Origin of the sequence: Catellatospora sp. TT07R-123, assembly GCF_018327705.1 — a bacterium.
In the GTDB taxonomy this organism is placed as follows: Bacteria; Actinomycetota; Actinomycetes; order Mycobacteriales; family Micromonosporaceae; genus Catellatospora.
This window is the reverse complement of the sequence record NZ_BNEM01000001.1, coordinates 2,986,216-3,002,174: the sequence shown is the minus strand read 5'-3', so window position 1 is coordinate 3,002,174 and position 15,959 is coordinate 2,986,216. Positions and strand designations below refer to the sequence as shown.

General features: G+C 74.5%; 15 protein-coding genes. 7 read left to right on the top strand and 8 right to left on the bottom strand.

The window, feature by feature from the left end; genetic code table 11:
* Window positions 1-9: 9 nt before the first annotated feature.
* Entirely contained in the window at window positions 10-1,986 is a 1,977-nt protein-coding gene (locus tag Cs7R123_RS12765; RefSeq protein WP_212826335.1) for an ATP-binding protein, read from the bottom strand.
* Window positions 1,983-2,555 (bottom strand): DUF4255 domain-containing protein, encoded by a 573-nt coding sequence (locus tag Cs7R123_RS12760; protein WP_212826333.1) that lies wholly within the window; start codon window positions 2,553-2,555, stop codon window positions 1,983-1,985. Before Cs7R123_RS12760 ends, Cs7R123_RS12765 begins: the two co-directional genes overlap by 4 nt.
* 152 nt (window positions 2,556-2,707) lie before the next feature.
* Here Cs7R123_RS12760 and Cs7R123_RS12755 point away from each other — a divergent pair, with 152 nt between their 5' ends.
* The gene (locus Cs7R123_RS12755; RefSeq protein WP_212826331.1) at window positions 2,708-4,153 is read left to right on the top strand and encodes a hypothetical protein; all 1,446 of its coding nucleotides are present in this window, start codon (window positions 2,708-2,710) and stop codon (window positions 4,151-4,153) included.
* A gap of 11 nt (window positions 4,154-4,164) precedes the next feature.
* On the opposite strand, the gene Cs7R123_RS12750 is transcribed toward Cs7R123_RS12755, so the two are convergent.
* The 3 genes from Cs7R123_RS12750 to Cs7R123_RS12740 form a co-directional block, all read right to left on the bottom strand.
* Complete coding sequence (locus Cs7R123_RS12750; RefSeq protein ID WP_212826329.1) at window positions 4,165-5,022, bottom strand: hypothetical protein; 858 nt, start codon at window positions 5,020-5,022, stop codon at window positions 4,165-4,167.
* 175 nt (window positions 5,023-5,197) lie between these two features.
* Complete coding sequence (locus Cs7R123_RS12745; RefSeq protein WP_212826327.1) at window positions 5,198-5,848, bottom strand: hemerythrin domain-containing protein; 651 nt, start codon at window positions 5,846-5,848, stop codon at window positions 5,198-5,200.
* 81 nt (window positions 5,849-5,929) lie between these two features.
* Entirely contained in the window at window positions 5,930-6,604 is a 675-nt protein-coding gene (locus tag Cs7R123_RS12740) for a macro domain-containing protein (RefSeq protein ID WP_212826325.1), read from the bottom strand.
* Window positions 6,605-6,786: 182 nt separating this feature from the next.
* Here Cs7R123_RS12740 and Cs7R123_RS12735 point away from each other — a divergent pair, with 182 nt between their 5' ends.
* Window positions 6,787-8,400, top strand: coding sequence for an ADP-ribosyltransferase domain-containing protein (locus tag Cs7R123_RS12735; RefSeq protein ID WP_212826323.1), 1,614 nt, complete (start codon window positions 6,787-6,789; stop codon window positions 8,398-8,400).
* 63 nt (window positions 8,401-8,463) lie between these two features.
* On the opposite strand, the gene Cs7R123_RS12730 is transcribed toward Cs7R123_RS12735, so the two are convergent.
* From Cs7R123_RS12730 to Cs7R123_RS12720, 3 genes are all read right to left on the bottom strand, one after another.
* Window positions 8,464-9,078 (bottom strand): tetratricopeptide repeat protein, encoded by a 615-nt coding sequence (locus tag Cs7R123_RS12730; RefSeq protein WP_212826321.1) that lies wholly within the window; start codon window positions 9,076-9,078, stop codon window positions 8,464-8,466.
* A gap of 148 nt (window positions 9,079-9,226) precedes the next feature.
* Entirely contained in the window at window positions 9,227-9,880 is a 654-nt protein-coding gene (locus tag Cs7R123_RS12725) for a hypothetical protein (RefSeq protein WP_212826319.1), read from the bottom strand.
* Window positions 9,877-10,440 carry an RNA polymerase sigma factor gene (locus tag Cs7R123_RS12720; RefSeq protein ID WP_212826317.1) on the bottom strand — a complete coding sequence of 188 codons (564 nt, stop codon included), beginning with the start codon at window positions 10,438-10,440 and terminating at the stop codon, window positions 9,877-9,879. Before Cs7R123_RS12720 ends, Cs7R123_RS12725 begins: the two co-directional genes overlap by 4 nt.
* Before the next feature lie 201 nt (window positions 10,441-10,641).
* Between Cs7R123_RS12720 and Cs7R123_RS12715 the strand changes: the two genes are divergently transcribed.
* The 5 genes from Cs7R123_RS12715 to Cs7R123_RS12700 all read left to right on the top strand — a co-directional run bounded on the left by Cs7R123_RS12715 (window position 10,642) and on the right by Cs7R123_RS12700 (window position 15,930).
* Window positions 10,642-11,367 (top strand): dihydrofolate reductase family protein, encoded by a 726-nt coding sequence (locus tag Cs7R123_RS12715; RefSeq protein WP_212826315.1) that lies wholly within the window; start codon window positions 10,642-10,644, stop codon window positions 11,365-11,367.
* The gene (locus Cs7R123_RS12710; protein WP_212826313.1) at window positions 11,364-11,813 is read left to right on the top strand and encodes a deaminase; all 450 of its coding nucleotides are present in this window, start codon (window positions 11,364-11,366) and stop codon (window positions 11,811-11,813) included. The genes Cs7R123_RS12715 and Cs7R123_RS12710 overlap by 4 nt, the downstream gene beginning before the upstream one ends.
* 98 nt (window positions 11,814-11,911) lie before the next feature.
* Window positions 11,912-13,171, top strand: a complete 1,260-nt coding sequence (locus tag Cs7R123_RS40140) for a phosphodiester glycosidase family protein (RefSeq protein WP_244871788.1) — start codon at window positions 11,912-11,914, stop codon at window positions 13,169-13,171.
* Window positions 13,172-13,278: 107 nt separating this feature from the next.
* Window positions 13,279-15,198, top strand: coding sequence for a metallophosphoesterase (locus Cs7R123_RS40135; RefSeq protein WP_244871787.1), 1,920 nt, complete (start codon window positions 13,279-13,281; stop codon window positions 15,196-15,198).
* 102 nt (window positions 15,199-15,300) lie between these two features.
* Window positions 15,301-15,930 (top strand): DUF899 family protein, encoded by a 630-nt coding sequence (locus tag Cs7R123_RS12700; RefSeq protein ID WP_212826311.1) that lies wholly within the window; start codon window positions 15,301-15,303, stop codon window positions 15,928-15,930.
* The last annotated feature ends 29 nt before the right edge of the window (window positions 15,931-15,959 follow it).

Genomic DNA, 15,959 nt, shown 5'->3' with positions numbered 1-15,959 from the left:
GGACCGTGCTCAAACTGCCCAGGCGCCGAACCAGGGGCCGAATTCGGCGGCGGTGGCCAGGCGGCCGAGCTTGCGGTACTCCCGGTGCACCGCCGTGACCAGGTCGGTCATCGACAGCGGCCGCCCTGCCTCGGCTGACAGGTACGCCGCCGTCACCGCGATCGACCGGATGTTGCCCCCGGACAGGTCGAACGAGTCGGCCAGGAACTCCAGCTCCAGATCCTCGTCCTGCGGCAGGTGCGGGTGCAGGCAGGCCTGCCACAGCCGCTGCCGCGCGGCCGCGTCGGGTTTCGGGAAGTCGACGAGCACGTCGAGCCGCCGCAGGAACGCGTCGTCGAGGTTGGCGCGCAGGTTCGTGGTCAGCACCGCGACGCCGTCGAAGGACTCCATCCGCTGGAGCAGGAACGCGGTCTCCACATTGGCGTAGCGGTCGTGCGCGTCGGACACCTCGCTGCGTTTGCCGAACAGCGCGTCGGCCTCGTCGAACAGCAGCACGCTGCTGCAGTTCTCCGCCTGCGCGAAGATCCGGTCGAGGTTCTTCTCGGTCTCGCCGACGTACTTGTCGACGACCGTGGACAGGTCCACCACGTACATGTCCAGGCCCAGAGCACCGGCGACGACCTCGGCCGACATGGTCTTGCCGGTGCCGGAGTCCCCGGCGAACAGGCTGGTCACCCCGATGCCGCGACCGCCGCCAGGGCGCATCGCCCACGCGCCCAGCACCGTGTCGCGGTGCCGGACCCGGGCGACCAGCTCGCGCAGCAGCGTCAGCACCGGTCCGGGCAGCACCAGGTCGGCCCAGCCGACCCCCGGCGTCACCCGCCGGGCCAGCCGCTCCAGCCCGGACACGGTGCGGTCGCGGGCGGCCCGGCGCAGCAGCGGCTCCGTCACCACGCCGCCGTCGAGCGCGGCGGCCTGGCGGGCGGCCTGCGCGGCCTGGGCGATCTGGCCTGGGGAGAAGCGGTACGGCGCGGTCAGCGCGGCCAGCTCCGGCGCCGCCGGTTCGCCGAGCTCGCGCTGCCACAGCGCGGCGCGTTCGGGGCCGGTCGGGGCCGCGATCTCGGTGACGGCCGGGATGCGCCGGGACCAGGCGGGCTCCCACGGGCAGGAGCCGGTGAGCAGCACCGGGGCGTCGAGGTCGGCGAAGACCCGCACCGCGCCCGCGCCCCGCTCGGCCAGTGCCTCCACCGGCCCGGCGATCAGGGCGACCGCGCGGAGCAGGGCCTCCCGCCCGGCAGCGGCCGCGACGGCGGCCGGGTCGGCGTCGGCGGGCAGCCGGGACAGGTCGAGCACGACGGCGTCGGGCCGGGCAGCCGTCGCGGCGGCCATGGCGCAGCCGCTGACCTGGTCGCGCAGGTAGCTGAGCGCCGGGCCGCCCGGCAGCGCCGGCGCGGCCAGCGCGGGCACCGGGTCGGCCAGCAGGGGCCGCAGCGCCGGGTCGGGCGCGTCCCCGCCGAGCAGGTGCAGGCACACCCGGTCCGGCACCCGCAGGCCCCGTCCGAGCACCGGCCGCTCGGTGTCCTCGACGACGACCAGGCCGCCCCGGACCAGCGGCCCCGGCTCGGCCAGCCGGTGCCGGTCGGCGGCCGACCGCGCCGACAGCCCGGCCAAATCCAGGGCCAGTCCGACGCAGGCGCGGCGGCGGCTGACGTCGTCGTTGAGATATCCGTACAGCCGCTCGAAGCGCGGGTCGAGGTCTGGTGCCAGTGCGATCGCCAGCAGGGTCACGTCCGGGTCGTCGAGCCCGAACCGCTCGGCCAGCCGCGCCAGCCGGTCGCCGTCCGCGCGGGCGGACCCGGCGCCGGGTGCCGCGGTCACCGGCCCGACCGGCGGGCGCCGGTCGGCCAGCACCGCCTCGGCCTGCTCGTCGGACAGGTACAGCCCGCGGAACGCGTCGTCGGGCTGCGGGTCGACCGCCCGGCGGGCCGCCACGGCGGACCGTACCGCCGCCTCGACGGCGCGCAGCCGCTCGCCCAGCAGGCTCACCGCTCCGACATCCGTACGATCGGCGGCTCCTGCACGGGCGGCCCGGCGGGCAGGCGCACCCCGGGCCGGATCGGCGCGACCACCCGCACGTCCAGGGACGGGTGCAGCTCGCCGCCGAGCGCCGTCCACACGTCGGCGAAGGCGCGATCCTGCGGCGGCGGCAGCGCGACGGTGAGCGGCACGGGGCGGCCCAGCTCGGCGAGGCTGCCGGTGAGCAGGTCGGCGGGCAGCGCGTCGTGGGCCAGCATGCAGGCCAGCGCGGCCGACAGCAGCCGGTGCTCGTCCTCCGGCCGGGCGGTCCACGCGGTGACCAGATAGGACAGGACGAAGAAGCGCGGGTTGAGCAGCCGGCCGACCACCCGGCCGGACTCGTCGCGCTGGTCGATGTGCCCCTGGGCGCGCTGGCGCAGCTCCTCGCGGATGTCGTAGAGGAAGACGTTGATGGTGGGCGCGTTGCGGCGGGCGGTCCACTCCCGGTTCGGCGCCTCCAGCACGATCTCGACGGTCACGTCCTCGACCGCCTCACGCCGCAGGAGGGCGGTCAGCGCCTCGTCGACTTCGGAGATCATCGGCGGTCCCGGCGGCGGTCGGGTGCGTGGACGGCGGACACGCCTCATGGTCGCAGCCGGTGCCGGGGCCGTATCGGTGAATTGGATTAATTCGGACAGCTGGTTCCCGGAAGATGCCCGGCCCTCGCCGAACAGCCCCTTATCGTCGGGACATGGGTGCGGTCGCGAACCTTGAGAACCACGAGCTGGCGGTCGGGACCGGAGAATCGGTCAGCACGACGATGACCGTACGCAACACCGGCACGGTCGTGGACCAGTTCCGCATCTCGGTCATCGGCGACCCCGGCGCGTGGTGCACGGTCGAGCCGCCGGTGCTGTCGCTGCTGCCGGGGCACGAGGCGACGGTGACGCTGCGCTTCGCCCCGCCGCACGAGGCCGCGACCCCGTTCGGGCAGCTGCCGTTCGGCGTACGGGTCGAGCCCCAGGAGGACGTGGCCGGGACGACGGTCGAGGAGGGCGTGCTCACCGTCGCCCCGTACGCCGACCTCCAGGTCGACGTGGTCCCGTTCACCACCAAGGGCTGGCGGCGCGGCCGCCACGAGGTGACCATGGTCAACCGGGGCAACGCGCCGGTCACGGTCCACTCCGGCGCCACCGACCCCAACGCCGCCCTCGACCTCGTGGTCGTCCCGGCCGAGCAGCAGATCGCCCCCGGCACGGCGGCGCGGGCGCAGATCCAGGCCCGCGCCCGCGGCATCCTGTGGCGCGGTGCATCGCAGACCATGCCGTTCACGCTGCGTACGCAGATCGGCGCGCCGCCCGGCACCACCCCGCCGCAGCCGGTCGACTCCCAGGCCAACTTCCTCCAGAACCCGATCATGCCGCCCTGGCTGCCGCGAACCGCCGCGACCGTCGCCGCGCTGGCCATCGGCGCGATCGCGCTGTGGGCGCTGCTGCTGCGGCCGGCCGTGCGGGACGCCGCCCGCAGCGAGGTCGCCGGGCCGATCGCGCAGACCGACGAGAACCTGCGCAAGGTGGCCGACAAGGTGGGCGTCGACCTGCCGCCGGCCAGCGGCGCGCCCGCCCCGGCGCCGGGCGCGTCCGCCAGCGCCGCCGCCGCGGGCGAGAACCCGCTGGGGCTCCCCGTCACGGCCCGGCTGCCCGTGGCGGCGCCGCCCGGGTCTGCGGTGACCGGCGTCGCGGTCCCGCTGCCCACGGCCCGTGCACTGACGGTGGCGCGGCTGCTGCCGCAGAACCCGTACCGCGCCACCGGCATCCTGACCATCGGCACCGTCGCGGCGACCGCCGACGGCACGCTGACCGCCCCGATCCCCGCCGCCGACCGCCTGGTGGTCGTGTCGCTGGAGGACCTGTCGCTGCAACCGCTCGTCTTCGACCCGCCCCTGGTGCTCGACCCGGGCCGCACCCTCGGCATGACCGTCCAGTGCGGCAAGCCCGGCACCGGCCCCAACGGCGCGGAGCGCGGTTCCTGCGAGGTCGCGACGCTGGTCAGCGGATACACCCGCAAGGCGCCCGTGGTGTCGCCGTCCCCGCCGCGCCCGGCCGAGCAGGAGACGCCCGCGCCGCCGCCGCCCCCGCCCACGAGCCCGCCCCCCTCGGGGGAGGAGAGCCCCACGCCCAGTCCGGGGGCCAGCTGAGGCCGCCGGGATCAGCCGAGACCGAGGCGGCGCAGCGCCAGCATCACGAAGCCGCGCGGCGCGCGGTCCCACCCGGTGACCTCTGCGGGCAGGTCCCGCGCGGACGCGTCGACCAGGACCGACAGCGCCTGCTCCGGCAGCGCGTCGCCGTGCCGGTAGGCCAGCGCGACGGCCGCGGTGACCGGCACCAGGTCGCCGCCGGACCCGAGCAGGTCCCGTAGCCGCCGGTCGGCGGCTGGGTCCGCACCGGGCGAGTGCGCCAGCGCCAGGTTGGCGCTGGCTCGCGCCCGCTCGCGCTCAGCCGGTACGGCGGCCAGCGCCGCGACGCCCGCGGGCGTCGGCGGGAACCACGGCAGCAGGGCGGCGGCCAGCGCGGCGACGTCCTGCTCCGGGTCGGACACCCAGCCGGTCATCGCGGGTGTGAACCGGGCCGCGCACCGGTGGCAGTCGGCCTCCCACCGCACCACCGCCAGCTCCAGCAGCGCCGTCTCCTCGCCGGTCAGCTCGTCGCCGCTGTAGAAGCGGCCGAGGGTCTCCGTCAGGTCCACCCCGTCAAGGGCGTCGGCGGGGGCGAACGCCCGGTCGGCGTCGAACGGCAGCCGGTCGTCGCGGCGGGGGCCGATCGCGACGGCGGTCAGCAGCGCGAGGACACCGGCCCGGTCGGGGGTGGCAGGATCGTCCACCAGCGCCACCAGGAACGGCACCGCCGCCTGGCTGGCCTGCCAGCGGGTGCCCTGATGGCAGATGCTCGCCCACAGGTGCCGCCGGGCCTCGCCGCGCCGGGCCGGATCGGGGCTGAGCAGCGCGCGCAGGCGCTCGGGCACGTCGGCCGCCGGCCCGTACGCGTGATGCAGCCTCTGCCACGGCACCGCGTCGACCCCACCGAGCGCATCCCCTGCCGCGCCGCCCATCCCGCCCCCTGTCCGACCTCGCCCCGTCCTGCCCTGCCCCGCCCCGCCGAAGATCACGCGAGTTGCCGGGCAATCGGGCGAATGAACCCGCAAGATACGCCCGATTGCCCGGCAACTCGGCGAGCGGGCGTGCTCACCCGAAGATGAGCCGTTCCCGTCGCCGGTAGCCGGGCCGCAGCAGCGCCAGGAGCAGCCGGGACACCGGGCCGGTCGCCGCGCGCAGGGCGGCCAGCTCGGCGGGTTCGGCCACGCGCTCCCGTCGGCACAGGTCGAACAGCGGGTCGGCGCCCCGCCGGGCGGCCTGCTCGACGGCGCGCCACTGTGCCACGGTGACATACCGGTCGATGACCGGGAGGATGGTGCGCTCCTCCTCGTCGACGTGCTCGTCCAGCAGGTCCCGTACGGCCCGCAGCGCGTACGCGCAGCGCTGCGCCGCCGCCGGGTCGCCGGGCTCGTGCGCGAACGCGGCCACCGCCGCACACGCCCGGTCGAGCAGCGGGTCGAGGGCGGCGTGGTCGTCGACCAGCTCGCAGAGGTCGATCTCGGCGCCCGCCACCCGTGCCAGCACCGGCCACAGGTGCCGGTTCTCGGCGTCGTGATGGTGGCGGACGCCGTCGCAGACCCGCCCCGCGTACGCCGCCAGCGCCGCCGCCCGGCGGCGGGAGCAGGTGACGCCGCCCGAGCCGATGAGCTCCGCCAGGTGCGTGAGCCGGTGCAGGTCTGCCCGCATCGCCCGATGGGCCAGGCGCATGCCCAGCACGTCGGGCCGTCCGGTGTCCGGCATGGATGATCCTCCTCCTGTACGGGTGGAGGATCATCCTGCGGCGGCCCGCTTGGCGTCCGGTTGGTGTGCCGTTCCCCGGGTTCAGCGGCGGGCGCGGTGAGCGGGCGGCGTGATCCGCACACGCTGGGCCGCCGGCCGCTGCTCGATGTCGGCCAGCTGCTCGGACACGGTCGCCCGCAGCTCGTCGTAGTCGTCGAAGGCACAGTCCTGGAACAGGGTGTAGCCCGCCCACATCAGGTTGGCGCAGATCTGGGCCGGGACCTTGCCGGTCGCGGCGCCGAGGCCGACCAGGGCGACCGAGGTGATGCTGCCGGGCTCGCGCGCGTTCTGCAGGTGGATCGCCTGGAACGCGGCCGCGCAGGCCAGCGCCACGTTCAGCGTCTCGCGCACGTTCTGCGCGGACTCCGTCATGGTCGGCGTCGAGATGAGGAACTTCGGGTTGGCTGCCCCGGACGGCACGCACACCGCGCTGCCGATCGGCAGCGACCCGCCGAACCCGTCCCGGATGGCCCGCTGGACGCGCAGCTGGATGCCCGCGCCGAGGTGGTGCTTGACGACCGCGTCGACGCCGCCGTTCATCAGGCCGCGCGAGTTGGTCGGGCTGACCCAGGCGTCGACCCGCTTGTCCAGGATCGAACCCTGGGAGATCGTCACCTCGGGGGTGTCGGCGAACGCCGACCGCCACGCCTGCACCACCTTCGTGTTGATGTCGGTCAGCACCACGTCGAGCAGCGGCTTCGTACGGTCGGCGGTCATGGCTCACTCCGTCTGATGAGGGGTCCTCTTCGGCGGTGACGAACATAGCGGGGCCGACCGACAAACCCGTCCGTCGCGATCCGACGGTCGCGACGATGTCGCAGCCGGGTTCTAGGCTCCAGACCTCACCTCGCCCGCCGGCGTCAGCGCGGGCTCAGCCTGCCATTTCCCGGGAGTCCACGATGAGCGACACCGCCGTCCCCACGCCGTCCGATCCGGACGACCCGCTGGCCCTCGCCGAGCTGTTCACCGGCGGCGGCGAGTCGTGGCTGCCGCTGCTCAAGCCGGTCATCGAGGGGCAGGGCAACGCCGCCGCGTTCATCGGACCGGGCCGCGGCCCGAAGGTGGTGCCGGTCCGCGAGCTGACGTTCCAGGCGCTCAAGCCGAACCCGCCGCACAAGTGGAAGGTCGTCGTCTTCGGGCAGAACCCGTTCCCGCGCCCCGAGAGCGCCACCGGCATCGCCATGTTCGACAACACCTTCCACGACTGGGCCGACAGCCAGTTCGGCAAGGTGATCACGATCCGCTGCATCATCAAGGCGGCGGCGATGTGGAAGCACGGCATCCCGAAGAAGACGCCGATCGCCGACATCCGGGCGCTGCTGCGCAAGCACGACACGGTGCAGCCGCCGGAGTGGTTCCAGGCGATGCTCACCCAGGGCGTGCTGCTGCTGAACGCCTCCCTGACCGCGAGCAGCGACGGCACGATGGGCACCGACCAGCACACCGCGTTCTGGCGGCCGTCGGTCGAGAAGATCGTCGAGGAGATCCTGCGGGCCAAGCAGCACGCCGAGGAGCAGGACCGGGGCGTGGTCTTCGCGTGGTGGGGCGCGCACGCGCGCAACCTCAAGAGCGTCGTGCAGCGGTTGCAGAAGAAGTACCCGGACGTCGACGTGCGCCACATCGACCACGCCAACCCCGCCGCGCAGGGCGACATCTTCTGCGACGGCAACCACTTCGGCGACGTCAACGCGGCGCTGCGGACGCTGGGTGCCGACGAGATCGACTGGCTGCCCGCCAAGGGCTGGGACCGCGACGCCGCCCAGGGCGGGGCGCGGACCGGCGACTCCGACCGGATGGGCGCGTTCATCACCTCGACGATGGAGCTGCACAAGCTCTACCTGGAGCGGCTCGCCAGCGTCAAGGACGAGGGCCTGGCGCTGCCCGCGATCACGGGCGTCTTCGACACCCCGCTGATGGACTTCCGCGACGCGGTCGCCCCGGCGGCCCGGGTGCTGCCCGGCCTGACCGGGACCGTGGCGCGGTCGCACGAGTTCGGTGCCAAGCAGGCCGCCGACCTGGCCGCGCCGCTGACCGCCGACGAGGCCGCCGCGATCTTCCTGTACACCTGCGAGTCGGCCTTCTACCGGCAGATCAACGCCGCGCTGCGCAACCCGGACCGGGCCGCGATCGTGCCGTACCTGCCGTACCTGCGGCTGCTGTTCTCCGCCGTGTCCCGGCTGCCGGTGCGCACCGAGCCGCTGTGGCGCGGCGTGTCGCTGGACCTGCGCGCCCAGTACCCGGTCGGGCAGACGGTGACCTGGTGGGGCGTGTCCTCGTGCACCTCGAAGCTCGGCATCGCGCAGGCGTTCATGGGCGGCCGTGGCAAGCGGACCCTGTTCGAGGTGCGTCCGGCGCGGGCGGTCGGCATCCGCAGCTTCTCGGCGTTCACCGGGGAGGAGGAGTTCATCCTCGCCCCGGGCACGCAGCTCACCGTGACCGAGGTCGTCGCCGAGCGCAGCGGCCTGTGCACGGTACGGCTCAGCGAGCTCGCCGACCAGCGCATGGTCTCCTGAGCCGCGCACAGGATCGGTCCGCCGCACGCCGCGGCCGCCCGTCGTGACGACGGACGGCCGCGGCTACAGGTTCGGCGGCTTCGCTGCGCGCAGGCGGCGCAGGTTGTCGGCGGCCAGCTCGCTGCCCGCGGCGGCCGCGGCCTCGTACCGTGTGATCGCCTGCCCGCGCTCGCCGCGATCCTCGTGCAGCATGCCCAGGGCGTTCACCGCGCTCGGCAGCCCCGCCTCGGCGGCGCGCGCCCACCACCGGTCGGCACCGCCGAGGTCGCCGTTCAGGTAGGCGGCGTAGCCGAGGCGGTACTGCGCGTCGGCGGAGCCGCAGTCGGCCGCCCAGCGCCAGGCCGCCTCGGCTTCGCCGGGCCTGCCCTGCTCGTGCAGCAGGTCGCCGAGCGCGTTCATGGCGCGGGAGTCGCCGCGTTCGGCGCCGTGCCGGTAGGCCTGCTCCGCCTGTTCGAGCTCGCCGCGCAGGCACAGCACCCGGGCGAGGTTGAACTGCGCCCCCGGCGCTTCGGCGGCGACGGCCCGGTCGAGCCAGTGCAGCGCGCCGTCGAGGTCGCCGCGCTGTGCCAGCAGCGCACCCAGCGCGTTCATGGCCGGCGGCACGCCGTCCTCAGCCTCGGCCTGCCACTGCTGGGCCGCTCGGTCCAGGTCCGCCTCCGACGGGCGCGGCTCTGCCATGAACGGCAGTCTCGCACGCGGCGCGGTGGGCCGCCTGCCCGAGCGGAGCGGTCGCGCCGCCCGCGTCGGGGACTGCGGGTGGCGTGGTGGTTCCCGGGCTCACACCTGTGGAGGTGTACGTACACCTCCACAGGTGTGAGCCGCTCGGTCAGCGGTGCGGCGGGGTGGGGATGGCCAGGCAGGCGGGCAGCGACCGGACCACTACCGGGCGTACGTACGTAGTCCGGTCCCCGCGGCCGTCCACGACGGCGTATCCGAGCACCAGGGTCTCGGCGGCGGGGATCAGCCACGGCCGGATGGTGATCAGAACCGTCCCGTCGCCCTGCCGGTAGTCGACGGGGAACCGGGCCAGCGAGGCGGCCAGCTCCTCCGGCGTCGGGTCGACCAGCATCGGGAAGGCGGGGTCGGCGTCGGGCGGGGTGGGGCAGCGGTCGGCCGGGACCATCTCCAGCGCCACGGTACGGGCCCCGGCGCGGGCCAGCGCCCGGTTGAGCCGGGCCGGGTCGTCCAGCTGGGAGGCGCGGATGACGACCGCGACCGACCCGTCGGCCCGCTGGTCCACCGTGTACGCCGACGCGGGCAGGACGACGGCGAAGGTCGCCGTCACCGCGGCGGCCGCGGCCGCCGCGAAGCCGAGTGCGAACCGGCGGCGGCGCCGGGACGTGGCGGGCGGCGGGGTGTCGGCGGTGGCCAGCACCTGCTCCAGCAGGGCACGGGCCTGCGGGGTACGGGGGTCGGGGGTGTCGGTCGCGGGGTCGGCGGCCCGCAACCGGGCCAGCGCTTCGGCTCTGGAGTCGTTCATGAGGTGGTGCTCCCTCCGGCGATGATGGACGGACGGCGGACCGGGCCGGTCTCGCGGTCCTCGGTGGCCAGCAGCCGCTGCGCGAACCGCCGCCTGGCCCGGTGCAGCCGCACCTTGAGCGCGGTGCGACTGCACCCCAGGACCAGCGCGGCCTCGGCCACGTCGAGCCCGTCCCACTCGATCAGGCGCAGGACCTCCTGGTCGGCGGGGGAGAGGCGGTCGAGCACGGCCCGTACGCGCAGCTGCTCGTCGACCTGTCCCGCGTGGTCGGCGACCGGGGTTCCGGCGTCGGCGGCCGCGCGGGCGGCGAGCCGGTCGCGGCGGGTGCGCCCGCGCACCTCGTTGGCGATGACCTGCCGGGCCGTGGCGTAGAGCCAGGCGCGGGCGTGGTCGGCGGGCAGTTCGGCGAACCGGCGCCAGGCGACGAGGAACGTGGCGGCGACGACGTCACCGGCCGTGTCGGCGCCCGCCCGGCGGGTAGCGAAACGGGTCAGCTCCGCGTAGTGGGCGTCGAACAGCTCCTCGAACCGTCGTCTGGCCGCGGCTTGTTCTGGTTGCATGTCAGGGGATGTCCACCTGCCGGGTCGGGGTTACCGGTGACTTCGGGCACCAGGTCAGGTGCGGGATGCATCACAAGATCATCGGGTACGTGGTGCGGCTGGGGTAGCATCCGTACGTACGACGCCGGCAAAAGTGCTGGCCATCGCGGCTGCGGCCCCCTTCCGACCGGCCCGGCCGTCCACCGCCCCCTGGAGCGTCCCGTGGCCGACCGCCCGTACGTCCTGCTCGAAGCGGCGATGTCGCTCGACGGATACCTCGACGACACCAGTGGCGAGCGGCTGCTCCTGTCCAGCCCGGAGGACTTCGACCGGGTCGACCGGCAGCGGGCCGGGGTGGACGCGATCCTGGTCGGCGCGGCGACGATCCGGGCCGACAACCCGCGTCTGATGGTGCGCTCGCCGCAGTGGCGGCAGTGGCGGCTCGACCAGGGCAGGCCGGAGACCCCGGCGAAGGTGACCGTCAGCGGCAGCGGTGACCTGGACCCGGCGCTGCCGTTCTTCACGACCGGCGCCTGCGACAAGATCGTGTACGTGCCCGGCGCCGCCGCCGACCGGGCCCGCGCCACGCTCGGCGCGGTCGCCGACGTCGTCGCCGCGGGCGATCCCGTGTCGCTGCCGCTGCTGCTGGCCGACCTGCACCGCCGCGGCGTGCGGCGGCTCATGGTCGAGGGCGGCGGCACGATCCACACCCAGTTCCTGGCGCAGGGGCTCGTCGACGAGATCGAGCTGTCCGTCGCGCCGTTCTTCGTCGGCGACAGCGGGGCGCCGCGCTTCGTCGGCGACGCGGCCTTCCCGTTCGGCCCCGGCCGCCGGATGGTCCTGGCCGACACCGGTCGCCACGGCGACTGCGCGTACCTGCGCTACCTGCTCCCGAACGACGACCGGCCCCTGACCGACGACCGACTCACGAACGAAGACCAGGCATGATCGCGACGATCGAGGACCTCGCCCACATGCGACAGGCGATCAACTGGTCGCGGCACTGCCCGCCCAGCCCCGGCGCGTACAACGTCGGGGCGGTGGTGGTCGGCGCGCACGGCGAGCAGCTGGCCTACGGATACTCGCGCGAGATCGACCAGCACGTGCACGCCGAGGAGTCGGCGCTGGCGAAGCTGGCCGGGGTGGATCTGCGCGACGCGACGATCTACTCCACGCTGGAGCCGTGCTCGGTGCGCGCCTCGCGGCCGCTGTCCTGCACGCGGCTGATCCTGCGCGCGGGCATCCGGCGGGTCTGCTTCTCGCTGCACGAGCCGCTGCTGCTGGCCGACTGCGAGGGGGTCGAGCTGCTGGCGGAGGCGGGAGTGCAGGTCGTGGAGGTGCCCCAGTTCGCCGCCGACGTGGTCGAGATCAACGCGCACCTGCTGCGTCGGTGAGCGGTCACCGGGAGACCATGAAGGGTCATCAAGAAGATTCCCTTCATACACGAAGAAGAACTTGAAAATGTTCGCCGAAGGCGGGTGTACTGCCTTCTATGTCTCGTCCCCTTCGCACCGCGCTGCGCGGCGCGCTGACCGCCGCGCTGCTCGCAACCTCGCTGGTGCCGCTCGCGCCCCCGGCGTCCGCCGCGGAACCGCTGCCCGCGCTGGAGACCGCGCGCACGACCCGCCCGGTCGCGCCCGGCCTCACCCTGACCTCGATCGACACCGTCGACGGCGCCGCCTGGCTGCGCACCGATGCGCTCACCGCTGACCTGGGCGGCGGCACCACCGTCGACTACCTCAGCCCCGGCACCGTGGCCGCCGACGCCACCGTGCGCGACATGGCCGCCGGTGCCACGTCGCACGGCACCCGGCCGGTCGCCGCGGTCAACGGCGACTTCTTCGACATCAACAACTCCGGCGCCGCCCTCGGCGCCGGCGTCGCGGGCGGCGAGCTGGTGCAGTCGCCGACCAGCGGCTGGAACAACGCCGTCGGGTTCAGCACCGAGGGCCTCGGCCGCATCCTCCAGGTGTACTTCGAGGGCTCGGCGGCCTGGTCCGGCGGTTCGGTGCCGCTGACCCAGTTCAACAACCGGGTCGCCACCGGCGGGGTCGGCCTGTTCACCGGCCGCTGGGGCGCCTACCCGCGCCAGCGGGCCGTCGACGGCGCCGCCGACGTGACCGAGGTGCTGCTCACCGACGGGGTCGTCACCGCGGTCTCGGCCGGCGCCGGGGCCGGGACGCTGCCGCCGGGCAGCACGGTGCTGCTCGGCCGCGAGGACGGGGCCGCCGCGCTGCGCGGGCTCGCCGTCGGCGACCGGGTGGCCGTGTCGTACCGGCCGCGCACCTCCGACGGCGGGCCGCTGCACGCGGCGATCGGCGGCAACTTCCTGCTGGTCAAGGACGGGGTGCCGCAGGCGTTCGACGACAACGCCCCGGCGGCGCGCACCGCGATCGGGTTCGACCGTGCGGGCACGAGGATGTTCCTGCTCACCGTGGACGGCAAGCAGGTCAACAGTGCCGGGGTGGGGCTGACCCAGTGGGCGCGGACGGTGGCCGACTTCGGGGCGTACACGGCGCTGAACATCGACGGCGGCGGCTCGGCGACGCTGCTGGCGCGCAAGCCCGGCGAGACCGCCCTGACCCTGGAGAACAGCCCGTCCGACGGGTCGGAGCGCGCCGTCGCCAACGGCCTGGCGCTGTACGCCCCGCAGGGCTCGGGCAAGCTGCGCGGCTACTGGGTCGCGCCCGACGCCGACCCGGCGCCACCCAGGTCACCCTGGCCCGTCCGGACCGGGTCTTCCCCGGCCTGACCCGCAGGCTCACCGCACACGGCTACGACGAGACCTACGGCCCCGCCGACGGCGCCCCGGTATGGCTGTCCGACCACCCGCTGGTCGGCTGGCCCGGCGCCGACGGCGTGTTCCACGCGTTCACCCCCGGCACCGCGCAGGTCAGCGCCCGCCGGGGTGCCGTATCCGGCAGAACCGAGCTCACCGTGCTCCAGCCGCTGGACCGGATCACCGCGACCACGGCCCGGCTCGGCCTGTCCGGCTCGGCGGCGACCGGCGCCTTCGGCGTCGTCGGGGCCGACCGGCAGGGCTTCACCGCCGCGATCGAGCCCGCCGACGTCAAGCTCGACTACGACGCCGCGCTGTTCGCGGTGACGGCCGGGCCGTCGGGCACGTTCACGGTGACGCCGCGGGTGGCGACCGGGGCCGGGCTCATCACCGCCCGGGTGTCCGGGCACAGCACCACCGTCGCGGTCACCGTCGGGCTCACCGACGTGCCGGTCGCGGCCTTCGACGACGCGGCGCAGTGGACGTTCAGCCAGGCCCGCGCGTCGGGCTCGCTGGCGGCGGTGCCCGGTCGCACCGGGACGGGGCTCCAGCTCAGCTACGACTTCACCCAGTCGACGGCCACCCGGGCCGCGTACGCCAACCCGCCGGTGCAGTTCACCGTCGACGGCCAGCCGCAGGCGTTCGGAATGTGGATCAACGGCACCGGCAAGGGGGAGTGGCCCGCGCTGGAGTTCTACGACGGACTCGGCCAGTCCAAGGTGCTGCGCGGCGACTTCGTCACCTGGACCGGCTGGCGTTACGTCGAGATGCCCGTCCCGGCGGGGATCGCGTATCCGCTGAAGCTGCGCCGCCTCTACGTCGTCGAGACCAAGGCGGCCGCCCAGTACACCGGTCAGGTGATCGTCGACGACCTGGTGGCGAAGGTGCCGCCGACCGTCGTCGCGCCGCCGGTGCCCGGTGTCCAGGACCCGGTGATCGCCGCGTACGGCGAGGTCGGCGCCGCGGACTGGCGGTTCGCGGTCATGTCCGACTCGCAGTTCGTGGCGCGCGCGCCGGACAGCGACATCGTCGCCAACGCCCGGCGCACCCTGCGCGAGATCAAGGCCGCCCACCCGGACTTCTTCCTCATCGACGGCGACTTCGTCGACGAGGCGTCCCCGGCCGACATCGCCTTCGCCGAGCAGCTGCTCGACGAGGAGATCGGCGACGCGGTGCCGTACTACTACGTGCCCGGCAACCACGAGGTCATGGGCGGGCCGATCGGCAACTTCTCGGCCGTCTTCGGCGCCACCCGGCGGGTCTTCGACCACCGGGGCACCCGCTTCGTCACGCTCGACACCTCGCCGCTGACGATCCGGGGGGCGGGCTTCGACCAGTACGCCATGCTCAAGTCCGCGCTGGACTCGGCCGCCGCCGACCCGGCGGTCACCTCGGTCGTGGTGGTGCAGCACGTGCCGCCGCGCGACCCGACCCCGGCGCGCGCCAGCGAGCTCAACGACCGCAAGGAGGCCGCGCTGCTGGAGCAGTGGCTGGCGGGCTTCCGGGCCGCCTCCGGCAAGGGCGCGGCGTTCATCGGGGCGCACGTCGGCACCTTCCACGCCGCCCGGGTGGACGGGGTGCCGTACTTCGTCAACGGCAACTCGGGCAAGAACCCGTCCACGGCGGCCGACGACGGCGGCTTCACCGGCTGGTCCCTGTGGGGCGTCACCGGCAGGCAGCTGTCGGTGCAGGTGAACCCGCATGTGGACGCGCTGGCGGTCACCGCGCCGGCGTCACTGGCGCGGGGCGCCGCGGCCGAGGTGACCGCGTCGCTGGTGCAGCCGGGCGGGCGCACGGTGCCGGTGGCGTACCCGGTGTCGCTGCGCTGGTCGGGCGGGCCGGGCCTGTACGTCGGCCCGCGCCTGTTCGCGCCGCCGTGGGCGGTGGCCGCGTTCGACCCGGCCACCGGTGAGCTGACCGCGCTGCGGCCGGGCACCGTGTCGCTGTCGGTCACCGTCAACGGCACGACCGCCTCGGCGGCCGTCGCCGTCACGGCCTGACCTGCGCCGGGTGCCGCCCAGACCCTGGGCGGCACCCGGCACCCCCGGGCGATTGGTGATCGACAGACCGTTTTGTCGGACCCGCCGGGTAAGAATCGGGGCATGGAGAAACCACCGGTCGTAACGGCCGAGCAATGGCAGCAGGAGCGCGACGAGCTGCTCAAGGCCGAGAAGGAAGCCACCCGGGCACTGGACGCGATCGCGGCGCGCCGCCGTCGCCTGCCCATGGTCGCGTTCAGCAGCGAGTACGTCTTCGACACGCCCGACGGCCCGAAGACCCTGCTCGAACTGTTCGACGGCCGCACCCAGCTCGCCGTCTACCAGTTCATGGACCGGGGTCCGCAGCACTACTGCCCCGGCTGCACCTGGTTCACCGGCAACGTCCCGGCGACCGGCCTGGCCGGGCTGAACCGCAACGACGTCACCTGGGTGACCGTGTCGGACATGCCGCTGTCGCAGATCGAGGCGTACAAGGCCGAGCAGGGCTGGACGCTGCCGTTCGTGTCGTCGCACGGCACCTCGTTCGGGCAGGACTGCGGGTCGGGCGGCGGGTTCATGCTGAGCGTGTTCCTGCGCGACGGCGACGACGTCTACCTCACGTACAACACCACCCAGCGCGGTGTCGACCGGCTGGTGTTCACCAACAGCATCCTCGACCTGATGCCGTACGGCCGCCAGCAGGCCTGGGAGGACTCCCCGGCCGGCTGGCCCCAGCACCCGACGTACGGCTGAGCGGCGCGGCCGCGGCGCGGGGGGTCCCG